The 20,935-nt window shown below is 67.9% G+C and carries 20 protein-coding genes; 14 read left to right on the top strand and 6 right to left on the bottom strand.

Going from position 1 to position 20,935, the window contains the following annotated elements; translation table 11 throughout:
* The first annotated feature begins 33 nt into the window (after window positions 1–33).
* A complete protein-coding gene (gene tetR, locus QFZ83_RS30300) occupies window positions 34–702 on the top strand; it encodes a tetracycline resistance transcriptional repressor TetR (protein WP_306881020.1) in 669 nt (222 codons plus the stop codon).
* Between the two features lie 10 nt (window positions 703–712).
* Here the strand turns inward: tetR and QFZ83_RS30295 are convergent, their stop codons facing one another.
* The 3 genes from QFZ83_RS30295 to QFZ83_RS30285 are packed head-to-tail and all read right to left on the bottom strand — an operon-like array spanning window position 713 to window position 4,522.
* Window positions 713–2,347 (bottom strand): GMC family oxidoreductase, encoded by a 1,635-nt coding sequence (locus QFZ83_RS30295; RefSeq protein ID WP_306881019.1) that lies wholly within the window; start codon window positions 2,345–2,347, stop codon window positions 713–715.
* Window positions 2,348–2,373: 26 nt separating this feature from the next.
* On the bottom strand, window positions 2,374–2,982 hold the full coding sequence (locus QFZ83_RS30290; protein WP_306881018.1) for a hypothetical protein: 609 nt from the start codon (window positions 2,980–2,982) through the stop codon (window positions 2,374–2,376).
* Between the two features lie 28 nt (window positions 2,983–3,010).
* Window positions 3,011–4,522 (bottom strand): CoA-acylating methylmalonate-semialdehyde dehydrogenase, encoded by a 1,512-nt coding sequence (locus QFZ83_RS30285; protein ID WP_373425412.1) that lies wholly within the window; start codon window positions 4,520–4,522, stop codon window positions 3,011–3,013.
* A 93-nt stretch (window positions 4,523–4,615) separates the two neighbouring features.
* Here QFZ83_RS30285 and QFZ83_RS30280 point away from each other — a divergent pair, with 93 nt between their 5' ends.
* The 7 genes from QFZ83_RS30280 (at window position 4,616) to QFZ83_RS30250 (ending at window position 10,458) form a co-directional block, all read left to right on the top strand.
* Window positions 4,616–5,530, top strand: coding sequence for a LysR family transcriptional regulator (locus tag QFZ83_RS30280; RefSeq protein WP_373425408.1), 915 nt, complete (start codon window positions 4,616–4,618; stop codon window positions 5,528–5,530).
* A gap of 136 nt (window positions 5,531–5,666) precedes the next feature.
* Complete coding sequence (locus tag QFZ83_RS30275; RefSeq protein ID WP_306881015.1) at window positions 5,667–6,833, top strand: ABC transporter permease; 1,167 nt, start codon at window positions 5,667–5,669, stop codon at window positions 6,831–6,833.
* A complete protein-coding gene (locus QFZ83_RS30270) occupies window positions 6,830–7,678 on the top strand; it encodes an ABC transporter ATP-binding protein (RefSeq protein WP_306881014.1) in 849 nt (282 codons plus the stop codon). Before QFZ83_RS30275 ends, QFZ83_RS30270 begins: the two co-directional genes overlap by 4 nt.
* A gap of 16 nt (window positions 7,679–7,694) precedes the next feature.
* Window positions 7,695–8,651, top strand: coding sequence for an MlaD family protein (locus QFZ83_RS30265; RefSeq protein WP_013538776.1), 957 nt, complete (start codon window positions 7,695–7,697; stop codon window positions 8,649–8,651).
* Window positions 8,652–8,666: 15 nt separating this feature from the next.
* Complete coding sequence (locus QFZ83_RS30260; protein WP_306881013.1) at window positions 8,667–9,347, top strand: ABC-type transport auxiliary lipoprotein family protein; 681 nt, start codon at window positions 8,667–8,669, stop codon at window positions 9,345–9,347.
* 57 nt (window positions 9,348–9,404) lie between these two features.
* Complete coding sequence (locus QFZ83_RS30255; RefSeq protein ID WP_013538774.1) at window positions 9,405–9,626, top strand: hypothetical protein; 222 nt, start codon at window positions 9,405–9,407, stop codon at window positions 9,624–9,626.
* Window positions 9,627–9,963: 337 nt separating this feature from the next.
* Entirely contained in the window at window positions 9,964–10,458 is a 495-nt protein-coding gene (locus tag QFZ83_RS30250; protein ID WP_306881012.1) for a pentapeptide repeat-containing protein, read from the top strand.
* 18 nt (window positions 10,459–10,476) lie between these two features.
* Here the strand turns inward: QFZ83_RS30250 and QFZ83_RS30245 are convergent, their stop codons facing one another.
* Window positions 10,477–11,232: a Sir2 family NAD-dependent protein deacetylase gene (locus tag QFZ83_RS30245; protein ID WP_307512075.1), complete on the bottom strand. Its 756-nt coding sequence runs from the start codon at window positions 11,230–11,232 to the stop codon at window positions 10,477–10,479.
* Window positions 11,229–12,134 carry an IclR family transcriptional regulator gene (locus tag QFZ83_RS30240; RefSeq protein ID WP_307512073.1) on the bottom strand — a complete coding sequence of 302 codons (906 nt, stop codon included), beginning with the start codon at window positions 12,132–12,134 and terminating at the stop codon, window positions 11,229–11,231. The genes QFZ83_RS30245 and QFZ83_RS30240 overlap by 4 nt, the downstream gene beginning before the upstream one ends.
* A gap of 148 nt (window positions 12,135–12,282) precedes the next feature.
* Between QFZ83_RS30240 and QFZ83_RS30235 the strand changes: the two genes are divergently transcribed.
* The 6 genes from QFZ83_RS30235 (at window position 12,283) to fahA (ending at window position 18,849) form a co-directional block, all read left to right on the top strand.
* Entirely contained in the window at window positions 12,283–13,242 is a 960-nt protein-coding gene (locus QFZ83_RS30235) for an MBL fold metallo-hydrolase (protein ID WP_307512071.1), read from the top strand.
* Between the two features lie 146 nt (window positions 13,243–13,388).
* Entirely contained in the window at window positions 13,389–15,026 is a 1,638-nt protein-coding gene (locus QFZ83_RS30230) for an FAD-dependent oxidoreductase (RefSeq protein WP_307512069.1), read from the top strand.
* A gap of 7 nt (window positions 15,027–15,033) precedes the next feature.
* Window positions 15,034–15,231: a DUF2783 domain-containing protein gene (locus tag QFZ83_RS30225; RefSeq protein WP_373423457.1), complete on the top strand. Its 198-nt coding sequence runs from the start codon at window positions 15,034–15,036 to the stop codon at window positions 15,229–15,231.
* A gap of 42 nt (window positions 15,232–15,273) precedes the next feature.
* The gene (gene hmgA / locus QFZ83_RS30220; protein WP_307512067.1) at window positions 15,274–16,581 is read left to right on the top strand and encodes a homogentisate 1,2-dioxygenase; all 1,308 of its coding nucleotides are present in this window, start codon (window positions 15,274–15,276) and stop codon (window positions 16,579–16,581) included.
* On the top strand, window positions 16,581–17,555 hold the full coding sequence (locus tag QFZ83_RS30215) for a tripartite tricarboxylate transporter substrate binding protein (RefSeq protein ID WP_307512842.1): 975 nt from the start codon (window positions 16,581–16,583) through the stop codon (window positions 17,553–17,555). The genes hmgA and QFZ83_RS30215 overlap by 1 nt, the downstream gene beginning before the upstream one ends.
* A gap of 22 nt (window positions 17,556–17,577) precedes the next feature.
* Window positions 17,578–18,849 carry a fumarylacetoacetase gene (fahA, locus tag QFZ83_RS30210; protein WP_307512065.1) on the top strand — a complete coding sequence of 424 codons (1,272 nt, stop codon included), beginning with the start codon at window positions 17,578–17,580 and terminating at the stop codon, window positions 18,847–18,849.
* 118 nt (window positions 18,850–18,967) lie between these two features.
* Here the strand turns inward: fahA and mrdA are convergent, their stop codons facing one another.
* A complete protein-coding gene (gene mrdA, locus QFZ83_RS30205) occupies window positions 18,968–20,935 on the bottom strand; it encodes a penicillin-binding protein 2 (protein ID WP_307512063.1) in 1,968 nt (655 codons plus the stop codon).

The raw sequence follows: 20,935 nt of genomic DNA, 5'->3' as shown, positions 1-20,935 counted from the left end.
ACCCATCGGCCCCGACGCGGGCACAGAGAACGCATGAAACTGGACAGCGAAACGATCCTCGAGGCAGCCCTCGCACTGCTCGACGAAGTCGGCATGGACAAGCTCAGCACCCGGCTGCTGGCCGAGCGCCTCGGCGTGCAGCAGCCCGCGCTGTACTGGCACTTCAAGAACAAGCGTGCGCTGCTCGATGCGATGAACGGCCAGATCCTGCGTCGCGCGCACGAGCGCCGGCTGCCGCTGGAGGGCGAGTCATGGGAAGACTTCTTGCGCGAGAACGCACGCAGCTTCCGACGCGCGCTGCTGGCACGTCGCGACGGCGCGCGCCTGCATGCGGGCACCGAGCCCGACCCGGGCGACTTGGAAATGGTCGAGGCCCAGCTCGCAGCCGTGGTCAGCCGGGGCATGGCGGCGACGGACGCGATGGCGCTGATGATCGCGCTGGGCCGCTACACCGTGGGCTGCGTGCTGGAGGAACAGGCCGCGCCCGACGACGCGCCAGAGCGCCAGCAGACGCTCGATGCCGCCGCGGCATCGCGGCCCCTGCTGGCCGAGGCGTTCGCCAGTTACCGCAAGGCCGGTCCCGATGCGATGTTCGACATCGGCGTGGATTTGATGATCGAAGGCGCGAAGGCGCGCCTTGCGAACAGGGAAAGCGACGAGTCCAAGAAGGCCCCGAGGCGCAAGCCCGCAGCGCGCCGCTGAGGCTTGCCGCTCAGCGGTTGGCTTCGACGATCCAGCCCGCGGCCTTCTCGGCCATCATCAAGGTCGGGCTGTTCGTGTTGCCGCTCGTGATGGTGGGCATCGCGCCCGCATCCACCACGCGCAGGCCCTGGATGCCGCGCACGCGCAGCTTCGCATCGAGCACCGCCATCGGGTCGCCGTCAGCGCCCATCTTGGTGGTGCCCACCGGATGGAAGATGGTGGTCGCGATGTCGCCGGCCAGGCGTGCGAGGTCTTCGTCGGTCTGGTACTGCACGCCGGGCTTCCACTCCTCGGGCTTGTACTTGGCGAGCGCGGGCTGCGCGGCGATGCGGCGCGTCACGCGCAGCGAATCGGCGGCCACCTTGCGGTCTTCGTCCGTGCTGAGGTAATTGGGCGCGATGGCGGGCGCATCTTCGAAGCGCTTGCTCTTGATGCGCACCGAGCCCCGGCTCGTCGGGTTGAGGTTGCACACGCTCGCGGTGAAAGCCGGAAAGCTGTGCAGCGGATCGCCGAAGGCATCGAGCGAGAGCGGCTGTACGTGGTATTCGAGGTTCGGCCATTCGTAGGCGTCGGAGCTGCGCGTGAAGGCGCCGAGCTGCGAAGGCGCCATGCTCATCGGGCCGCTGCGCTTCATCAGGTATTCGAGGCCGATCTTCGCCTTGCCGAGCATCGACGACGCCAGCACGTTGAGCGTGGGCGCGCCGTCGATCTTGTAGACCGCGCGGATCTGCAGATGGTCTTGCAGGTTGGCGCCGACGCCGGGGGCATCGAGCACCACGTCGATGCCATGCTGGCGCAGCAACTCAGCCGGGCCCACGCCCGAAAGCTGCAGGATCTGCGGCGAGCCGATGGCGCCCGCAGAGAGGATCACTTCGCGCTCGGCATGCGCGGTCGCCATCTCGCTGCCGTTCCACACTTCGGCGCCGGTGCAGCGCTTCGTGCCGTCGGGCTGCGTCTCGAAGAGAAGACGCGAGACCTGCGCGCCGGTCCACAACTCGAAGTTGGGGCGGCCGTAGCAGGTGGGCCGCAGGAACGCCTTGGCGGTATTCCAGCGCCAGCCGTTCTTCTGGTTGACCTGGAAGTAGCCCACGCCTTCGTTGCTGCCGCGGTTGAAGTCGGTGGTGTGCGGCACGCCGGCCTGCACCGCGGCTTCGGCGAACGCATCGAGGATGTCCCAGCGCAGGCGCTGTTTCTCGACGCGCCACTCGCCGCCCGCACCGTGCATGTCATCGGCACCGAGGTAGAAGTCCTCGTGCTTTTTGAAGGCCGGCAGCACGTTCTGCCAGCGCCAGTCGTCGTCGCCGGTGAGGTCGGCCCACTGGTCGTAGTCGCGCGACTGGCCGCGCATGTAGATCATCCCGTTGATGCTGGAGCACCCGCCCAGCGTCTTGCCGCGCGGATAGCGCAGTGCGCGGCCGTTGAGGCCCGCGTCCGGCTCGGTGTTGTAGAGCCAGTCGGTGCGGGGGTTGCCGATGCAGTAGAGATAACCCACCGGAATGTGGATCCAGTGGTAGTCGTCCTTGCGGCCCGCCTCGATGAGCAGCACGCGCTTGCTCTTGTCGGCACTCAGGCGGTTGGCGATGAGCGAACCGGCGGTGCCGGCGCCGATGATGATGTAGTCGAAGGTGTTGTCGTTGTCTCGCATGGTTCTTCTTTTCTTGGGATCACTGCTCAGGATTTCAGCATCGAAAAAATCTGCGCCCAGTTGCCTTGCGCGCGGTCGACCAGCGCGTTCAGGCGGGCCTGCAACGCGCGCGCCACCTCGGCGATCTCGCGCCCCGGCGGCAGCGGCTCGCGGCCCCAGACGATGGCAATCTCGGCCTGGATGCCTTCTGCTTCATCGGGCGATCCGTCGCCCGCGGCTGCGAGCAGCATGCACGGCAATGCGTCGGGCATGAACTCGCGCGCGATGCGGTTCTCTTGTGCGGCAAGGCCGAGCTCCGACACGCTCGCCGCAAGCTGCGCGCTTGCCAGCGTGCGCTCGGGCTGTCCGGGCAGGTCGGTGGCGTTTTCCGACCATTCCACCGCCTCGGCCCAGAAGGCCTCGTCGCGCGGCCCAGTCTTTCCGAGCAGCCCGAACAGGCGGCCCCTGTAGAGCGCCTGCATGTGGCGGCTCGCGAAATGCGCCATCGCCGCCGCATCGTCGATTGCCGGGGACAGCACGAGCCCCTGCTTGTGGTCGAAGCCGAAGTAGTGGCGCCGGCCATCGAGCGTGAACGACTCGATGCCGCCCACATGCCCGACGCGGCCCGCGATCGGCTGCCAGCCGCTTTCTTGCATGCCTGCTTTCGGCGCGTGGCGTTCGTTGTTACTTGGCCGTCGGCATGACGAACTCGGCACCCTTGCCGATGCTCTCGGGCCAGCGCTGCATGATCGACTTCTGCTTCGTATAGAAGCGCACGCCCTCTTCGCCGTAGGCATGCATGTCGCCGAACAGGCTCTTCTTCCAGCCGCCGAAACCATGCCAGGCCATCGGCACCGGAATCGGCACGTTGATGCCGACCATGCCCACCTGGATGCGGCGGCTGAATTCGCGCGCCACATTGCCGTCGCGGGTGAAGCAGCTCACGCCGTTGCCGAACTCGTGGGCGTTGATGAGGTCCACCGCGTCCTTGAAGTTCTCCACGCGCACGCAGCTGAGCACCGGGCCGAAGATCTCTTCCTTGTAGATGCGCATCTCGGGCGTGACGTGGTCGAACAGCGTGCCGCCCATCCAGAAGCCATCGCCGCAACCTTCGCCGGCCACGCTGCCGTCGAACGAACGGCCATCTACCAGGAGCTTCGCGCCTTCCTTCTCGCCTTGCGCGATGTAGCCGGTGATGCGCTCGTGCGCCGCGCGCGTCACGATCGGACCCATCTCGGCCGCGAGGTTGGTGCCGTTGAGCACCTTGAGCGTCTTCGTGCGCTCGATGAGCTTCGGAATCACCTTGTCCGCCACGTCGCCCACCAGCATCGCCACGCTGATCGCCATGCAGCGCTCGCCGGCCGAGCCGTAGCCCGCGCCGATCAGCGCATCCACCGTCTGGTCGATGTCCGCATCGGGCATGACGACCATGTGGTTCTTCGCGCCGCCCAGGGCCTGCACGCGCTTGCCGTGGTGGGCGCCGGTTTCGTAGATGTAGTTCGCAATCGGCGTGGAGCCGACGAAGCTGATGGCCTTGACGTCCGGGTGCTCGAGCAACGCATCGACCGCGACCTTGTCGCCCTGCACGACGTTAAACACGCCATCGGGCAGGCCGGCCTGCTTGAACAGCTCGGCGATCAGCAGCGACGGGCTCGGGTCGGTCGGGCTGGGCTTGAGCACGAAGGTGTTGCCCGCGGCAATGGCCACCGGGAACATCCACATCGGCACCATCACCGGGAAGTTGAAGGGCGTGATGCCCGCGACCACGCCCAGGGGCTGGCGCAGCGTCCAGTTGTCGATGCCGGTGCTCACCTGGTCGGTGAAGTCGCCCTTGAGGAGTTGCGGGATTCCGCAGGCGAATTCGACGATGTCGATGCCGCGCGAGACCTCGCCCTGCGCGTCGGTGAACACCTTGCCGTGCTCGGCGGTGATGAGGTGGGCGAGCTCGTCCTTGTGCTCGTTGAGCAACTGCAGGAACTTGAACATCACGCGCGCCCGGCGGATCGGCGGGGTGTCGGCCCAGGCGGGGAAGGCGGCCTGGGCGGCGGCCACGGCGGCCGAGACCTGCGCGGCGTCGGCGAGGCCGACCTTGCCGGTGACGGCGCCCGTGGCGGGGTTCGTCACGTCCTGCGTGCGGCCCGAGGCGTTGGCGGCCGGCAGGCCGGCGATGTAATGATCGATATTTCTGATATTCATGGACATGTTGGGGTCTCCTTGAGGGCAATTTGGCCTGTTCCTCGAAGGAAAGGCCAATGAATTCGGCGCCACGGGCTTATAAATCGGACTTATATGACTACCGCCGCCATGGACCTCCAGATTTTGCGCGCCTTCGTTCTCGCAGCGAAAGAAGGCAACGTCTCCCGCGCCGCCGAGCGGCTGCACCTCACGCAGCCGGCGGTGAGCCTGCAGCTCAAGCGCTTTGCCGAGGAAACCGGGCTCGTGCTCTTCACGCGCACGCCGCACGGCCTGGCGCTCACGGCCGACGGCGCGGCGATGCTGCCGCAGGCCGAGCGGGTGCTGGCCGCCGTCGGCGACCTGCAGCAGGCGGCGCGCAAGCTGCAGGGCACGGTGCGCGGGGCGCTGCGCATCGGCACCATCCTCGATCCGGAGTTCACGCGCCTGGGCGTGTTCCTGCGCGAGCTGGTCGAGGCCGCGCCCCAGATCGAGACCGAGCTGCGCCACGGCATGAGCGGCAGCGTGCTCGCGCAGGTGCTGCGCGGCGACCTGGACGTGGGCTTTCACCTCGACCCCGGCGACGACGACCAGGCCGCGGCAACGCCCGCGCCCGCGCTCTCGGTCCGCACCCTCACCCGCTTCACCTACCGCGTGGTCGCGCCCGCCGGCTGGGGTCCGCAGGTGCAGGGCCGCGACTGGAAGGCGCTGGCCGCGCTGCCCTGGCTCGCCACGCCGCCCGAGTCGGCACATCACCGGCTGCTGGAGCGCGTGTTCGCGCCGCTCGGCCTTTCGCCGCGGCGGGTGGCGATGGTCGACCAGGAGGCATCGATGCTCGACCTGCTGAAATCGGGCATTGGCCTGAGCCTCGTGCGCGACTCGATCGCGATCCGCGAATGCCAGGCCCACGGCCTCGCGATGGCCGACCGGGTGCAGCTCGATTGCGCGCTGCGTTTCGTGTCGCTCGCCTCGCGGCGCGACGAGCCGGTGATCGCAAGCGCCTGGGACGCATTGGCCAAGGCCTGGAACTGAAGAAAAGCTGAAAAAACGGCGCTCTGCCCTACGCCAATGAGGGGTCTGGAGCACATGGGCGCGGGATGCACCCGGTTACGATGCGCGCGTCCCCCAAAACCGGTCATTTGTTAACTTTCTGCTCATCCTCCGACCCATGCCTTCCGCCACCCAGACTGCCGACGCCACAGCCGCCGACAGCGCGTGGCCGCGTGTAGCGCAGCAGGAGCAGGAAGGCCGTCAATGGACGGTGGCCACCGGCCGCTGGACCGCGCTGGGCATGTCGTCGCTGCCGGCCTGGCAGGCGCTCTCCAAAAGCCTGGCGGCGGCACCTCCCGCGGACGACCGCGCCTGGGACCTGCGCCCCATCGAGCAGCTCGACCACATCGGCGCCCAGCTCCTGTGGGAGCACTGGCGCCACGAATGGCCCGCCACGCTGGAGATGGAAGCGCAGCACAAGGCGGTGCTCGACCAGGTGGCGCAATACACCGTCGCCACGCCGGACGAGCCGCCCAAGACCCTGGCCGACCGCATCCGCACCTTCTCGCACAACGGGCCGCGCGCGATGGTCGTGGCGCGCGATTTCATCGGGCTGATCGGCCAGCTCGCGATCGATGTCGGCACGCTGATCCGTGCGCCGCATCGCGCACCGTGGCGCGATTTCTCGGGACATCTTTATCAGTTCGGCGCGACGGCGCTGCACATCACGGCGCTGGTCGGCCTCTTGATCGGCGTGGTGCTGGCCTACCTGATCTCCCAGCAGCTGCGCAACTACGGTGCCGAGGCCTTCGTGGTCAACATCCTCGGGCTCTCGCTGGTGCGTGAGCTCGGGCCGGTGCTGGCCGCGGTGTTGATCGCGGGGCGCTCGGGATCGGCCATCACCGCGCAGATCGGCGTGATGCGGGTGACCGAAGAGCTCGACGCGATGCGCGTCATGGGCATTCCGCACGGCTTTCGCCTCGTGATGCCGCGCGTGCTGGCGCTGGCCATCGCGATGCCGCTCATCAGCCTGTGGACTTCGATGGCGGCGCTGCTGGGCGGCATGCTCGCGGCCGACGCGGCGCTCGACATTTCGCCGGCCTACTTTCTCTCGGCACTGCCGCGCGCGGTGCCGATTGCCAACCTCTGGCTCGCGATGGCCAAGTCGGCCGTGTTCGGCATCCTGATCGCTCTGATCGGCTGCTACTTCGGCATGAAGGTCAAGCCCAACACCGAGAGCCTCGGGCGCGGCACGACCTCGTCGGTGGTGACCTCGATCACTGCGGTGATCCTGGTCGACGCGCTGTTCGCGGTGCTGTTCAAAGGCATCGGATTCCGGGGATGAATACCGCCGTGAACAACAGCAGCAGCAACGACCCCACTGTCGTCGACATCCGCAAGCTCTGGACGGTGTTCAAGAACGCCGACGGCGAGCAGGTGGTGCATCGCGATCTCAACATGCACATCGACCGGGGCGAGGTGCTCTCGCTGGTGGGCGGCTCGGGCACCGGCAAGACGGTGCTGCTGCGCCAGATCCTCGGACTGGAAAAGCCGACGCAGGGCGTGGTCGAGGTGCTGGGCCAGCAGCCGGGCGAACTCAGCGCCTCGGGCGCGGCCAACGTGGGCATGCTGTTCCAGCACGGCGCGCTGTTCTCGGCCTTCAGCGTGCTGGAGAACATCGCCTTTCCGCTGCGCGAGCTGAAGCTGCTGCCCGATGAGCTGATCCGCCACGCGGCGCTCGTGAAACTGCAGATGGTCGGGCTGGAGCCGCAGCATGCGAACAAGAGCCCGTCGGACCTGTCGGGCGGCATGATCAAGCGCGTGGCGCTGGCGCGCGCGCTCATCATGGACCCGCCGCTGCTGCTGCTCGACGAGCCCACGGCGGGCCTGGACCCCGAGGCTTCCGACAGCTTCTGCAATCTGCTGCGCGGCCTGCACCGCGAACTGGGCCTGACGGTGGTGATGGTCACGCACGACCTGGACACGCTGTTCGACCTGAGCACCCGCATCGCGGTGCTGGCCGACCAGAAAGTCATCGTCAGCGGCACGGCGCGCGAGGTCATCGCCTACCCGCATCCGTTCATCCACGAATACTTTCTAGGAGGGCGCGGCCAGCGCGCCCTGGAGGCGCTGCATGACAAGCCAGCCACAGAACAACACGCGCCGCGGCCCGAAGCCGCACCGCGCTGAAAGGTAGGTAGCCACCATGGAAAACAAGGCCCATGCCCTCGCCGCCGGCGCCTTCGTGCTCGGTCTTCTGGCCGTGCTCGTCGGGCTGGTGATCTGGTTCACGCGCGACAACACCGTGCGCAACGTCTACGAGCTGTCCACCCGCGATGCCGTCAGCGGCCTGCAGCCGCAGGCGATGGTGCGCTATCGCGGTATCGCGGTCGGCAAGGTGGCGTCGATCGACTTCGACCCCAAGGTGAAGGGCAATGTGCGCGTGCGCATCACGGTCGACCAGCGCGTGCCGCTCACCACCTCCAGCTTCGCCACGCTGAGCTACCAGGGCGTGACCGGCCTGGCCTTCATCGCGCTGGACGACAAGGGCGAATCGCAGGTCGCACTCAAGCCCAACGACGACGATCCGCCGCGCATTCCGCTCAAGCCCTCGATGCTCGCGCAGCTGCAGGACCGGGGCGAAGCCATCATCAACCAGGTCGAGGAAGTGACCAAGCGCGCCAACCAGTTGCTGAGCGACCCGAACCAGAAGCGCGCGGCCGATGCGCTGGAGAACATCGCAGCCGCCTCGGCCAGCGCCAACACGCTGCTCAAGACGCTCGACAACACCGTGAAGACCGGCCTGAACCCCGCGCTGGAAAAGCTGCCCGACACGCTGGGCACGGTGAAGAAAGCCGCCAGCGATGTCTCGCGCGTAGCCAACAACTTCAACACCACCGTGGGCCGGCTGAACGCGCCCGACGGCCCGGTCGAGCGGCTGAGCGACGGCACCAAGGCGCTCGCGCAGGCGGTCGATTCGTTCAACGCCGCCACGCTGCCGCGCGTGAACCGCGTGGCCGACGACACCTCGCATGCGGTGCGCCGGCTGGGCCGCGCGGCGGACAGCATCAACGACAACCCGCAATCGCTCCTGTTCGGCAACGGCGGCGCCGCGGCGGGCCCGGGCGAGCCGGGTTTCTCCGCGCCGGCCGCGCGTCCTTGATCGAAGGTGATGAGCATGAAGACAACCACCCATCCTCTTGCATCGGCCTTGGCGGGCCTCGGCATCGCGCTGCTGGTCGCCGGTTGCGGCGCGCTGCCCGACAAGCCGGCGCGCGCCAAGCTGTACGACTTCGGCCCCGGCGTTTCAGCCATGGCCACGGCCACGGTGCCGGCCGCCGCGGCTTCACCCGCGCTGCCGATGCTTGCGCTGGCCGAGATCGAGGCCAACACCCGGCTGGACGGCACGCAGATCCTCTACCGCCTCGGCTACGCGGACACCAACGAACTGCGCCCCTATGGCCAGTCGCGCTGGAGCCAGCCGCCCGCGCAGTTATTGCGCCAGCGGCTGCGCGACGCGCTCGCCGAGCGCCGCACCGTGCTCGGCCCCGAGGAAAGCGCCACGCTCGCGCGCAGCAAGGGCGAGGTGCCCGACACGCTGCGCATCTCGCTGGACGAGTTCAGCCACTACTTCGATTCGCCCGCCAGCAGCGCCGGCCTGGTGCGCCTGCGCGCCACGCTGATCCGCGGCGGCACCGGCGGCGACCGCGTGCTCGGCCAGAAGACCTTCACCGTGCGCCGCCCCGCGCCCAGCGCCGACGCGCCCGGCGGCGTGAAGGCCCTGACGGCGGCCAGCGATGCGGCCGTGGCCGAAGTCACGCAGTGGATGGACGCACTGCAGCGGCAACCGCGGCAGTAAGCTGCAATCCCCCTGCGCCGTGCGCAGCTTCAAACCAAAGACGAGGAGACCCGCCCCATGAACGCAACACGCATCGTCGGCATCCTGCTGATCGTGGCAGGCATCGCGGGGCTGGGCCTCGGCGGCTTCAGCTTCACCAAGGAAACGCACCAGGCCAAGCTCGGCCCGCTGGAGTTCTCGGTGAAGGAAAAACAGACCGTCAACTTTCCGGCCTGGGCCGGCGTGGCCGCCATCGTGGTGGGCGGCGCGCTGGTGCTGCTGGGCGGCAAGAAGAGCTGAGAAGGTGTGAATAAACCTACTGCGCGGTCCGATCTCGCACCTGCGGTCCTCACCGTACAGAGTACGGTTCCGGTCCTCGATGCAAGCTCGAACCGCTCGCTACGGTTTCTTCACACCTTCTGAGCGCCCCGCGTGCTGCGGGATTGATGGGTTAGGGGGAGAGGTCGCGGCGGGCTGCTGAAAGCTGCCGTCCGGCCGACGTCAGCGGCGGCGAAGCCAGCCTCCATGCAATCCGTCACGGTGCTGGCGGTGCAATGGTGGCCGGAACATTGCTCCCCGTTCTTGCGCCACGGAGGCCTTCGCACAATGCGCCCTCCTTCATTTCTGGCGCACTTCCATGAGCTCTCTTCAGATCATCCAAGACCACGACAAATGGCGCAAAGGCACGGGCGGCGCGCCCGCGGGACTGGCAGGTGAAAGCGACGGCAATGTCTACCTCGGCCTCGATCTCGGCCTGATCACCTTCACGTCCAGCACCTTCAAGAGCAGCCGCTTCGGCACCACCAGCTTCGTGGATGCCGTGTGGACCGCGTGCCGCTTCACCGGCTGCTCGTTCAGCCGGTGCGACATGCAGCGGATCAAGGTCAGTGGCTGTTCATTCGTGGGCTGCACCTTCGCGGCATCGCAACTCAGGGCCAGCAGCTTCAGCGACTGCACGTTCAGTCACTGCAACCTGATCTCGCTGAATTTCGATGCGAGCCACTGGTCCCGGGTCAAGCTGCTGGATTGCCGGGGCCAGCAAGTGAGCGCCGCCGACCTCGTCGGCGAGCAGGTGGACTTCACGGGAAGCCGGTTCGAGGACATGCAGTTCACCAACGCGCGCATCAACTGACGGAGAAGTGGTGCTGCGCTAGCCGCCCAGCCCTGCCAGCAAGCGCGGCAACAGGTCTTCCGAAGTCCCGCGCAGCACCACCGCCGCCGAATCGTCCAGGTGCGGCAGCGGCTCCAGGTTCAGCGTGATGAGCCGGCTGCCGCGCGCCATCGCCAGCTCAGGCAGTTCGGCCGCCGGATAGACGATGGTCGTGCTGCCGACCACCATGAAGAGGTCCGACTCCTGCGCCGCCACCTGGGCCTCGAGCAGCACGCCGGGATTGAGCATCTCCCCGAACATCACGACGTCGGGCCGCGCATGCGAGCCGCAGCGCAGGCACCGGTGAAAGGGCCACGGCCCGCTGCGGTTGCCGCAGTGGTCGCAACGCCAGCGGCGCAGCGACCCGTGGAGTTCGAGCACGTCGAGCCCGCCCGCCTGGGTGAGGAGCCCATCGACGTTCTGCGTGACCAGCCGCGTCGCCGGGCGCAGCCGCTGCAACTGCGCGAGCGCCCGGTGCCCCGGATTGGGCGCGGCCGATTCGACGACCGACATCCGCTGGCCCCAGAACTTCGTGAAGCCCGAGGGGTCGCGCTTGAGGTCTTCGGCATGAGAGAACTGCAGGGCGTTCTGGCTTTTCCAGAGGCCGTCGGCATCGCGGTAGGTCGGGATGCCCGAGGCGCGGGACAAACCGGCGCCCGAGAAGACGACGATGCGCCGGGCGTCGCGGAGCAGCGCGATGGCGGCTGCCAGCGGGGAAGAGATAGAGGTGGTGTCGGTGGCGTCGGGTCGCGTCATCGCTCGGGTTTCGAAGATCCGGAAGGCCCTGCGGCGGGCGCGCCGAGCCGCTGCGACACGGCGTCCGCACAGGCCTTGAGTGCGCGCGAGAGCTCGCCGTCCCACGCGGTGTCGAAGACGCCGGCCGGGCCGATCGCGGTCACGGCCAGCACGATGGCGCCGGTGTGGTCGAACACCGGCGCGGCCATGGCGCTCACGCCCTTGATCACCTCGCCGTCGGAGCGGCTGATGCCGTGTTCGCGCACTTCTTTGAGTTGGCGCTCGAAGTCGCTCCACGACGGCAGCGGCTGCACGGCCGGCATGCCGCCGGCGGGTGCAGCGGGCTCGGCGGCTGCGCCCTTGCGCGGTTTCTGGCGCTGGCGCTCCTCTTCGAGCAGTTGCCGCACCGCGTCGGCATCGAGGTAGGCCGCGAAGATGCGGCCCGAAGCCGTGTTGGTCAGCGAGAACACCGTGCCGTGCCGCATGGTCACATGCACCGGCGACGGCGATTCGGCCGTGCGGACGATGGTCGCGCCGCGCGCGCCCCACACCGCCAGCGCCACCGTGTGGCCGATCTGCAGCGCCAGCGGGCTGAGCAGCGGGGTGGCGATGTGCACCGGGTCGGCCTGCTGCAGGCTGATGAGCCCCAGTTGCAAGGCCAGCGGACCGAGCAGATAGTGGCCGCTGGCGCGGTCCTGCTCGATGAGCCCGAGCCGCCCGAAGCTCACCATGTAGGGATGGGCCTTGGCGGGCGTCATGTCGGCCTCGCGCGCCAGGTCCTTCAGCGCCATCGGCCGGCCGTGGTGCACCAGCGCACGCAGCAACTGGCCGCCGACCTCAATGCTCTGGATGCCGCGCTGGGCGGAGCGGTCGGTCTCGGGGGGGTCGCTGCTGTCGCTGGTGTGGCTGGAGTCCTTGGTCACAGGGCTGCCGATCGTTCGTTCATGAAGAAGGGATTAGACATTACCTGATCCGAGGCTTACACTGCGGAAATTCGTTATCCGCGAATTCGTTTGCCCTAAACGAATTTTCACAACGCTTTCCAACCCCACACAGACCGGAGACAACACGATGAGCCAAGCCAAGAAGTTCGCCAGCCAGGCCGACATGGAAGAAAAGAAGATCACCTTCAGCCAGATCTCCGAGCACGCCTGGGCCTACACCGCCGAGGGCGACCCGAACACCGGCATCGTGATCGGCGACGCCTCTGTGCTGGTCGCCGACACGCAAGCCACCCCCGCCATGGCCGCCGACGTGGTGCGCCGCATCCGCGAAGTGACCGACAAGCCCATCAAGTACGTGGTGCTCACCCATTACCACGCGGTGCGCGTGCTGGGCGCGGCGGGCTACGGGGCCGAGCACATCCTGGCGAGCCAGGACACGCGCGACCTGATCGTGGAGCGCGGCGAGGCCGACAAGGCCAGCGAAATCGGCCGCTTCCCGCGCCTCTTCCAGAACGTCGAGACCGTGCCCCCGGGCCTCACCTGGCCCACCATGACCTTCACCGGCAAGATGACGCTGTGGCTCGGCAAGCTCGAGGTGCAGTTGATCCAGCTGGGCCGCGGCCACACCAAGGGCGACACGGTCGTCTGGCTGCCAGGCGAGAAGACGCTGCTGTCGGGCGACCTGGTCGAGTTCGGCGCCACGCCGTACGCTGGCGATGCCTACTTCCAGGACTGGCCGCAGACGCTGGACAACATCGCCGCGCTCAAGCCCGCCGCGCTGGTGCCGGGCCGCGGCGCCGCGCTCACCACGCCGGCCGAAGTGGCCGAGGGCCTCACCGGCACGCGCAACTTCATCTCCGACGTGTATGCGAGCGTGCAGGAAGGCGTGAAGGCTGGCCGCGACCTGAACACGGTCTACAAGGACACGTACGCGAAGCTCAAGCCCAAGTACAGCCAATGGGTGATCTTTGATCACTGCATGCCGTTCGATGTGAGCCGCGCCTACGACGAGGCCTCGGGCCACGCCGATCCGCGCGTGTGGACGGCCGAGCGGGACATCGAGATGTGGAAGGCGCTGGAAGGCTGATCGGTCCTGCCTTGCTCCCTCCCCCTCTGGGGGAGGGCTGGGGTGGGGGCAGGCAGAGCGCCGGTTTCGAGCGCCGCTCGCCCCCATCCCAACCTTCCCCCAAAGGGGGAAGGAGCAAGACAAAGACAAAAGACACGGAGACAAACGTGATCGACTATCAAAGTCTGCGCTTCGACTACCGCCGCCACGCCGACCAGGACGCAGCGCCCCCCGCCCATCACCCCGTGGTGATCGTCGGCGCCGGTCCGGTCGGCCTCACGCTCGCCATCGACCTCGCGCTGCGCCAGGTGCCTGTCGTGCTGCTCGACAACGACAACACCCTCTCCAGCGGCTCGCGCGCGATCTGCTTTGCCAAGCGCTCGCTCGAAGTGTTCGATCGCCTCGGCTGCGGCGACCGCATGGTCGACAAGGGCGTCTCTTGGAGCGTGGGCAAGGTGTTCTTCCACGACGAGCAGGTCTACCGCTTCGACCTGCTGCCCGAGCCCGGCCACGAGCGGCCCGCGTTCATCAACCTGCAGCAGTACTACGTCGAGGGCTACCTCGTCGAACGTGCCGCCGCGCTGCCGCTCATCGACCTGCGCTGGAACAACAAGGTGACGGGCATCGAACAGCGCGACGACGGCGCGGTGCTCACGGTCGAGACGCCCGAAGGCAACTATCAACTGGCGGCCGGCTACGTCGCCGCCTGCGATGGCTCGCGTTCCAACCTGCGCCAGTTGCTGGGCCAGGAGGCCAAGGGCCGCACCTTCCGCGACCGCTTCCTGATCGCCGACATCACGATGGACGCGCCGCTCCCCACGGAGCGCCGCTTCTGGTTCGACCCCTCGTTCCATCCCGGCCAGAGCGTGCTGCTGCACAAGCAGGCCGACGGCATGTGGCGCGTCGACTTCCAGCTCGGCTGGGATGCCGACCCGGTGGAAGAGCGCAAGCCCGAGCACATCACGCCGCGGGTGCGTGCGCTGCTCGACAGCATCGGTTTTGCGAACGTGCAGTTCCAGATCGGCTGGGCCAGCGTCTACACCTTCGCGTGCCAGCGCATGGAGCGCTTTCGCCATGGCCACGTGCTCTTTGCGGGCGACTCGGCGCACGGCGTGTCGCCCTTCGGCGCGCGCGGTGCCAACTCGGGTGTGCAGGACGCGGACAACCTCGCGTGGAAGCTCGCCGCGGTGCTGCAGGGCGACGCGCCCGATGCGCTGCTCGACACCTATGCGAGCGAGCGCGAATTCGCAGCCGACGAGAACATCCGCCACTCCACGCGCGCGACCGACTTCATCACGCCGAAGAGCGAGGTGAGCCGTCTCTTCCGCGACGCGGTGCTGGAACTGACCAAGCGCCATGCCTTTGCGCGCACGCTGGTCAACAGCGGTCGGCTCTCGGTGCCGGCGGTGCTGCGCGATTCGCCGCTCAACACGGTCGATGCCGACGCCTTCAAGGGCGCGATGGTGCCGGGCGCCGCCGCAGCCGATGCGCCGACCGTGCGAGCCGACGGAAGCACCGGCTGGCTGCTGCGCGAATGCCATGGCCAGCAGTTCACCGCGCTGGTCTTCGGCGCGGGCGAAGCCGCCGAGCGAAGCGCGCAGGTGCTGAACGCCAGCGACGCGCCGCTGCACATCGTGCGCGTGCAAGACACGACGCCCGAAGGCGCACTCGCCATCCAGCGCTACGACGCGCAACCCGGTACCGTCTACCTGCTGCGGCCCGACCAGCATGTGTGTGCGCGCTGGCGGCAACCCACCCCAGCGAACATCCGTGCGGCCATCGACCGCGCACTGGCAAGAGCATGACAAAGGCATGAGCATGCAAGCACTGAACACCACGCCGAACCTCGAGGCGCCCGACGACTTCTACGAAGCGCTCATCGAGGCGCACCAGGGGCTTTCCACCGAGGAGAGCCACGCCTTCAACGCGCGCCTCGTGCTCGTGCTGGCCAACCACATCGGCTCGCTCGCCGTACTGCGCGAGGCCTTCGAAGCCGCGCGCGGCAGCTAGGCACGCGTTCCAACCTCATCGCGATTTTCGAAAGAGAACACCATGACCGACATTCCCGCCACCGAACGGCGCTACCTCGGCGGCTTCGGCAACGAATACGCCTCCGAAGCCGTGCCCGGCGCCCTGCCGCAGGGCCGCAACAACCCGCAGCGCGGGCCTTTCGACCTGTACACCGAGCTGCTCTCGGGCACCGCCTTCACCGCGCCACGCCATGAGAACCGCCGCACCTGGCTCTACCGCCGCCAGCCCTCGGTGGTGTCAGGCCGCTACCAGCCATACGCACAGTCGAACTGGACGACCGGCGGCGACCGCGAAATCGCGCTGCCGCCCGAGCCGATGCGCTGGCACCCGATGCCGCTCGATGGCGCGGCCGAGGCCGACTTCGTCGATGGCATGCACACGGTCGCGGCGAACGGCGACGCCGAATCGCAGGTCGGCATCGGCTCGCTGATGTACCTGGCCGGCCGCTCGATGGACAAGCGCGCCTTCGTCAACGCCGACGGCGAGATGCTGGTCGTGCCGCAGCAAGGCCGCCTCGTCATCACGACCGAACTCGGCGTGCTTGACGTGAAGCCCGGCGAAATTGCGGTGCTGCCGCGCGGCATGGTCTTCAAGGTCGCGTTGCCCGACGGTCTCTCCCGCGGCTACGTGTGCGAGAACTACGGCGCGCATTTCCGACTGCCCGAACTGGGCCCGATCGGCTCGAACGGCCTCGCGAACGCGCGCGACTTCCAGGCGCCTGTGGCAGCTTTCGAGGAAGACGGCGGCGCCTACGAGCTGGTCAAGAAATTCGCCGGCCGCTTCTGGAAAGCGCCAACGAAGCAGTCGCCCTTCAACGTCGTCGCCTGGCACGGCAACCTCGCGCCGGTGAAGTACGACACGGCGCATTTCATGGCCATCGGCTCGATCAGCTTCGACCATCCCGATCCGTCGATCTTCACCGTGCTGACTTCGCCCAGCGACACGCCCGGCACCGCGAACTGCGACTTCGTGATCTTCCCGCCGCGCTGGATGGTGATGGAGAACACCTTCCGTCCGCCGTGGTTCCACCGCAACCTCATGAGCGAGTTCATGGGCCTGGTGCTCGGCGAATACGACGCCAAGCCGGGCGGCTTCAAGCCCGGCGGTGCGAGCCTGCACAACTGCATGGTGCCGCACGGCCCGGACGAGGAAGCCTTCGACAAGGCGACGCACGCGGACCTCAAGCCCCACAAGCTGGACAACACGCTGGCCTTCATGTTCGAGAGCCGCTTTCGCTTCATTCCCACGAACTTTGCGCTGAAGAGCCCGGCGCTCGACACCGACTACGCCGACTGCTGGGCGGGGCTGAAGGACCAGTTCAAGCCATGATGAAGAACGCCTTCGCTCTCACGCGCCGCGCGGCCGCCATCGCCCTGCTCGCTGCGCCCTTGCTCACGCACGCGGCGGACTTTCCGTCGAAGCCGATTCGCTTCGTCGTGCCCTACACGCCCGGCGGCACCACCGACCTCGTGGCGCGCACCGTGGGCCAGAAGGTGTCGGAAAAGCTCGGCCAGCCGGTGCTCATCGACAACCGCGGCGGCGCGGGCGGCAACATCGGCATGGACGCGGTGGCCAAGGCCGCGCCCGACGGCTACACCATCGGCTTCGGCGCGATCTCGACCAATGCGCTGAACCCGCACATCTACAAGTCGATGGCCTTCGATCCGCGCAAGGATTTCACCGCGATCAGCCTGCTGGGCACCTCGACGATCGTGCTCGAAGTGCCGGCGGCGTCGCCGATCAAGTCGGTGCCCGACCTGATCGCCGCCGCGAAGAAGAACCCCGGCCTGCCCTACGCCACCGCAGGCGCAGGCACATCGATGAACCTGGCGGGCGTGATGTTCGCGCAGATGACCGGCACCGAGCTCGTGCACGTCGCCTACAAGGGCAGCGGCCCGGCCATCACCGACATGCTGGGCAACAACATCGGCGTGATGTTCGACAACCTGCCGGCGTCGCTGCCGCACATCCAGGCCGGCAAGCTGCGCGCGCTGGCTGTCGCCGGGCCGGCGCGGTCGCCGTCGCTGCCTGACGTGCCGACGATGGCCGAGGCAGGCCTCAAGGGCTACGCGCTCGATCCGTGGTTCGGCGTGTACGGGCCGGCGAACCTGCCGGCGCCTGTCGTGAAGGCGCTGAACGAAGCTTTTGTCGAAGCGCTCGCGATGCCCGATGTGAAGGCCAAGCTGCAGCAGGCCGGCTTCTCGCCGCGCAGCTCGACCGCGCAGGAGCTGGCGACGCTCACGCAGACCGAATACCAGCGCCTCGGCGATGTGGCCAAGAAGGCCGGCATGACCGCAGATTGAACAGATCCACAGAAAGACATCCATGACCATCGCACTGAACGCCACCCACGACCCCAAGCTGCGCAGCTGGGTCGCCTCGGCCAACGAAGCCGGCACCGACTTCCCGATCCAGAACCTGCCCTTCGGCCGCTTCCGCACCGCGGGCAGCAGCGAGGCCTTCCGCATCGGCGTCGCCATCGGCGACCAGGTGCTCGACCTGAAGGCCGCGGGCCTCGTGGACACCGATGACATGAACGCGCTGATGGGCGCGAGCGTAAAGGACCGCCAGGCCCTGCGCGCCGCGATTTCCGCGGGCCTCGCCGAAGGCAGCGACAAGCAGGCCGCATGGTCGAAGGCGCTGCTCGCGCAAGCCAAGGCCGAGATGACGGTGCCCTGCCGCATCGGCGACTACACCGACTTCTACACGGGCATCCACCACGCGACCACCATCGGCAAGCTCTTCCGCCCCGACCAGCCGCTGATGCCCAACTACAAGTGGGTGCCCATCGGTTATCACGGCCGCGCCTCGTCCATCGGCGTGAGCGGCCAGGTCTTCAAGCGCCCGCAGGGCCAGACCAAGGCGCCCGATGCGGCCGAGCCGAGCTTCGGCCCGTCCAAGCGCCTCGACTACGAACTGGAGCTGGGCTTTCTGGTCGGCCGCGGCAACGCGCTGGGCGAGCCGATCGCCATCGGCGAGGCCGAAGACCACCTGTTCGGCGTGACGCTGCTCAACGACTGGTCGGCGCGCGACCTGCAGGCCTGGGAATACCAGCCGCTCGGCCCGTTCCTCTCGAAGAACTTCGCGAGCACGCTGTCGCCGTGGATCGTGACCATGGAGGCGCTCGCGCCGTTCCGCGCGAAGTTCGAGCGGCCCGCGGGCGACCCGCAACCGCTGCCGTACCTCGATGCGCCGTCGAACCGCGAAGCCGGCGCGCTCGACATCACGCTCGAAGTGCTGCTGCAGACCGCGAAGATGCGCGCCGAAGGCATCGCGCCCGCGCGCCTCACGCGCGGCAACACCACCGAGGCCGCCTACTGGACCGCCGCGCAGCTCATCGCGCACCACACGGTGAACGGCTGCAACCTGCAGCCCGGCGACCTGCTGGGCTCGGGCACGCTCTCGGGACCGAAGCCGGACGAGGCCGGTTCGCTGATCGAGCTCACGTTGGGCGGCAAGCAGGCGATCACGCTGCCGAACGGCGAGAAGCGCACGTTCCTGGAAGACGGCGACACGCTGGTGATTCGCGGCTACTGCGAGCGCACGGGGGCTGTGCGTATCGGTCTGGGTGAAGTCAGCGGCACCGTGGCTGGCTGAGGCTCCCGTGTTGTCCCCTCTCCCTATGGGAGAGGCCTAGGGTGAGGGCGTCGGCCTCACAACATAGCGGCCTCGATGGCCGCTCACCCTCACCCCAGGGGAAGAGAGAGCAAGAGGTTCAGGGTGCGGGGGCGGCAGTCGCCGCCACCGGCCACGCCACTTCGCTCGCCACGCGCGGCTTGCCCATCGGCGCGCCGGCCTTGCCGGTCTTGATGGCCGCCATGTCGGCTTCGCTCGGGTATTGGTCCATCAGCCAGTAATCGAACACCCGGCGCGCGATGGGCGCGGCGGCGCCGGCGCCCCAGCCGGCGTTCTCTACGATCACCGCGACGGCGATCTTCGGGTTGTTGACCGGCGCGAAGGCCATGAAGAGCGCGTGATCGCGCTGGTGCTCCTCGAGCGCGCGGGCGTTGTACTTGGTGTTCTGCGCCTGCGTCACGGCCTGCGCCGTGCCGGTCTTGCCGGCCGCCTGGTAGCCCGCGCCCGCGAACACGCTGCGCGCGGTGCCGCTGGTGACCACGCTGGTCAGGCCCTCGCGGACCACCGCGACATTGGCGGCGGTGAAGCCGAGGTTTTCCGCCGGCGGCTGCGGCAGCGGCACCACCTGCCCGCTCACCGTGTTGCGGGTCGCCAGCACGAGGTGCGGCTTGTGCTTCATGCCACCGTCGGCCACGATGGCCGTCGCCTGCGCGAGCTGCAGCATGGTGAAGGCGTTGTAGCCCTGGCCGATGCCCAGTGAAATGGTCTCGCCCGCATACCACTTCTTCGCCTCGGGCCGCTTGTAGGCGTTGCGCTTCCACTCGGTGCTGGGCAGCACGCCACGCACCTCACCGCCCAGGTCGATGCCGGTGATCTGGCCGAAGCCCAGCGGCTTCATGAAATCGTGGATCAGGTCCACGCCCATCTCGTTGGCCAGCGAGTAGTAGTAGATGTTGCTCGAAAGCTGGATCGAGCGCCGCATGTCGACGCCGCCCAGGTTGCCTTCGGGGCTGCCGAAGCGGTGACCGCCGAAGTTGAAGTAGCCGGGGTCGTTCACCACCACGCTCGCGCCGCGCTTGCCGGTCTGCAGCGCCGCCAGCGCCATGAAGGGCTTGTAGGTGGAGCCCGGCGGATAGGTGCCACGCAGCGCGCGATTGAGCAAAGGCTTGTCGAGCGATTCGCTCAGCTCTTTCCAGCTCTCGGTGTCGATGCCTTCGACGAAGAGGTTGGGGTCGAACGTGGGCTTGCTCACGAAGGCCAGCACCTCGCCGGTCTTGGGGTCGATGGCCACCAGCGCGCCGCGGCGGTCGCCGAACATGTCTTCCACCAGCTTCTGCAGCTTGATGTCGAGCGACAGCATCACGGTGTTGCCCGGCGTCGCCGGATGGCTCGCCAGCCGGCGGATGGCGCGGCCGCCCGCGGAGGTTTCCATCTGCTCCACGCCGGTCTGGCCGTGCAGCGTTTTCTCGTAGCTCTGCTCGATGCCCAGCTTGCCGATGTAGTCGGTGCCCTTGTAGTTGGCCTGCTCTTCTTCTTCCCAGTCTTCCATCGCGGTCTTCTCGCGCTGGTTGATGCGGCCGATGTAGCCGAGCACGTGCGAGCCGGTCTCGCCGTTCGGGTAATTGCGGAACAGGCGCGCCTTGATCTCCACGCCCGGGAAGCGGTAGCGCTGGGCCGCGAAGCGCGCCACTTCTTCGTCGCTCAGGCGGGTGCGGATCGGGATGGAGTCGAAGCTGCGCGAGTCTTCGCGCAGGCGCTTGAAGCGGCGGCGGTCGCGCGGCGAGACCTCCAGCACCTGCGTGAGGTTGTCGATGGTCTCCTCGACATCGTTCACCTTGGAAGGCGTGATCTCCAGCGTGTAGGCCGAGTAGTTCGAGGCCAGCACGATGCCGTTGCGGTCGAGGATCAGGCCCCGGTTGGGCACCACCGGCACGATGGCCGTGCGGTTGCTCTCGGCCTGCTCGGCCAGGTCTTCATGCCGCGTGACCTGCAGGTAGATCAGCCGCGAACTCAGCAGGCCGAACGCGAAAAGCACAGCGAGGCCGATCACGATCACGCGGCGCTTGAAGCGCGCGAGGTCGGCGGCGACGTTGCGGATTTCGGTCAT

The organism is Variovorax sp. W1I1 (genome assembly GCF_030815625.1).
In the GTDB taxonomy this organism is placed as follows: Bacteria; Pseudomonadota; Gammaproteobacteria; order Burkholderiales; family Burkholderiaceae_C; genus Variovorax; species Variovorax paradoxus_C.
The sequence above is the reverse complement of the archived record's forward strand: the minus strand, read 5'-3'. Positions and strand labels throughout refer to the sequence as shown.

Coding starts and splice junctions, on each gene's coding strand:
- hmgA (WP_307512067.1), top strand. CDS start 15,274: ATGACCGACATTCCCGCCACCGAACGGCGCTACCTCGGCGGCTTCGGC.
- QFZ83_RS30270 (WP_306881014.1), top strand. CDS start 6,830: ATGAATACCGCCGTGAACAACAGCAGCAGCAACGACCCCACTGTCGTC.
- tetR (WP_306881020.1), top strand. CDS start 34: ATGAAACTGGACAGCGAAACGATCCTCGAGGCAGCCCTCGCACTGCTC.
- QFZ83_RS30215 (WP_307512842.1), top strand. CDS start 16,581: ATGAAGAACGCCTTCGCTCTCACGCGCCGCGCGGCCGCCATCGCCCTG.
- mrdA (WP_307512063.1), bottom strand. CDS start 20,935: ATGACCGAAATCCGCAACGTCGCCGCCGACCTCGCGCGCTTCAAGCGC.
- QFZ83_RS30225 (WP_373423457.1), top strand. CDS start 15,034: ATGAGCATGCAAGCACTGAACACCACGCCGAACCTCGAGGCGCCCGAC.
- QFZ83_RS30265 (WP_013538776.1), top strand. CDS start 7,695: ATGGAAAACAAGGCCCATGCCCTCGCCGCCGGCGCCTTCGTGCTCGGT.
- QFZ83_RS30280 (WP_373425408.1), top strand. CDS start 4,616: ATGACTACCGCCGCCATGGACCTCCAGATTTTGCGCGCCTTCGTTCTC.
- QFZ83_RS30295 (WP_306881019.1), bottom strand. CDS start 2,347: ATGCGAGACAACGACAACACCTTCGACTACATCATCATCGGCGCCGGC.
- QFZ83_RS30260 (WP_306881013.1), top strand. CDS start 8,667: ATGAAGACAACCACCCATCCTCTTGCATCGGCCTTGGCGGGCCTCGGC.
- QFZ83_RS30250 (WP_306881012.1), top strand. CDS start 9,964: ATGAGCTCTCTTCAGATCATCCAAGACCACGACAAATGGCGCAAAGGC.
- QFZ83_RS30290 (WP_306881018.1), bottom strand. CDS start 2,982: ATGCAAGAAAGCGGCTGGCAGCCGATCGCGGGCCGCGTCGGGCATGTG.
- fahA (WP_307512065.1), top strand. CDS start 17,578: ATGACCATCGCACTGAACGCCACCCACGACCCCAAGCTGCGCAGCTGG.
- QFZ83_RS30255 (WP_013538774.1), top strand. CDS start 9,405: ATGAACGCAACACGCATCGTCGGCATCCTGCTGATCGTGGCAGGCATC.
- QFZ83_RS30275 (WP_306881015.1), top strand. CDS start 5,667: ATGCCTTCCGCCACCCAGACTGCCGACGCCACAGCCGCCGACAGCGCG.
- QFZ83_RS30235 (WP_307512071.1), top strand. CDS start 12,283: ATGAGCCAAGCCAAGAAGTTCGCCAGCCAGGCCGACATGGAAGAAAAG.
- QFZ83_RS30285 (WP_373425412.1), bottom strand. CDS start 4,522: ATGAATATCAGAAATATCGATCATTACATCGCCGGCCTGCCGGCCGCC.
- QFZ83_RS30245 (WP_307512075.1), bottom strand. CDS start 11,232: ATGACGCGACCCGACGCCACCGACACCACCTCTATCTCTTCCCCGCTG.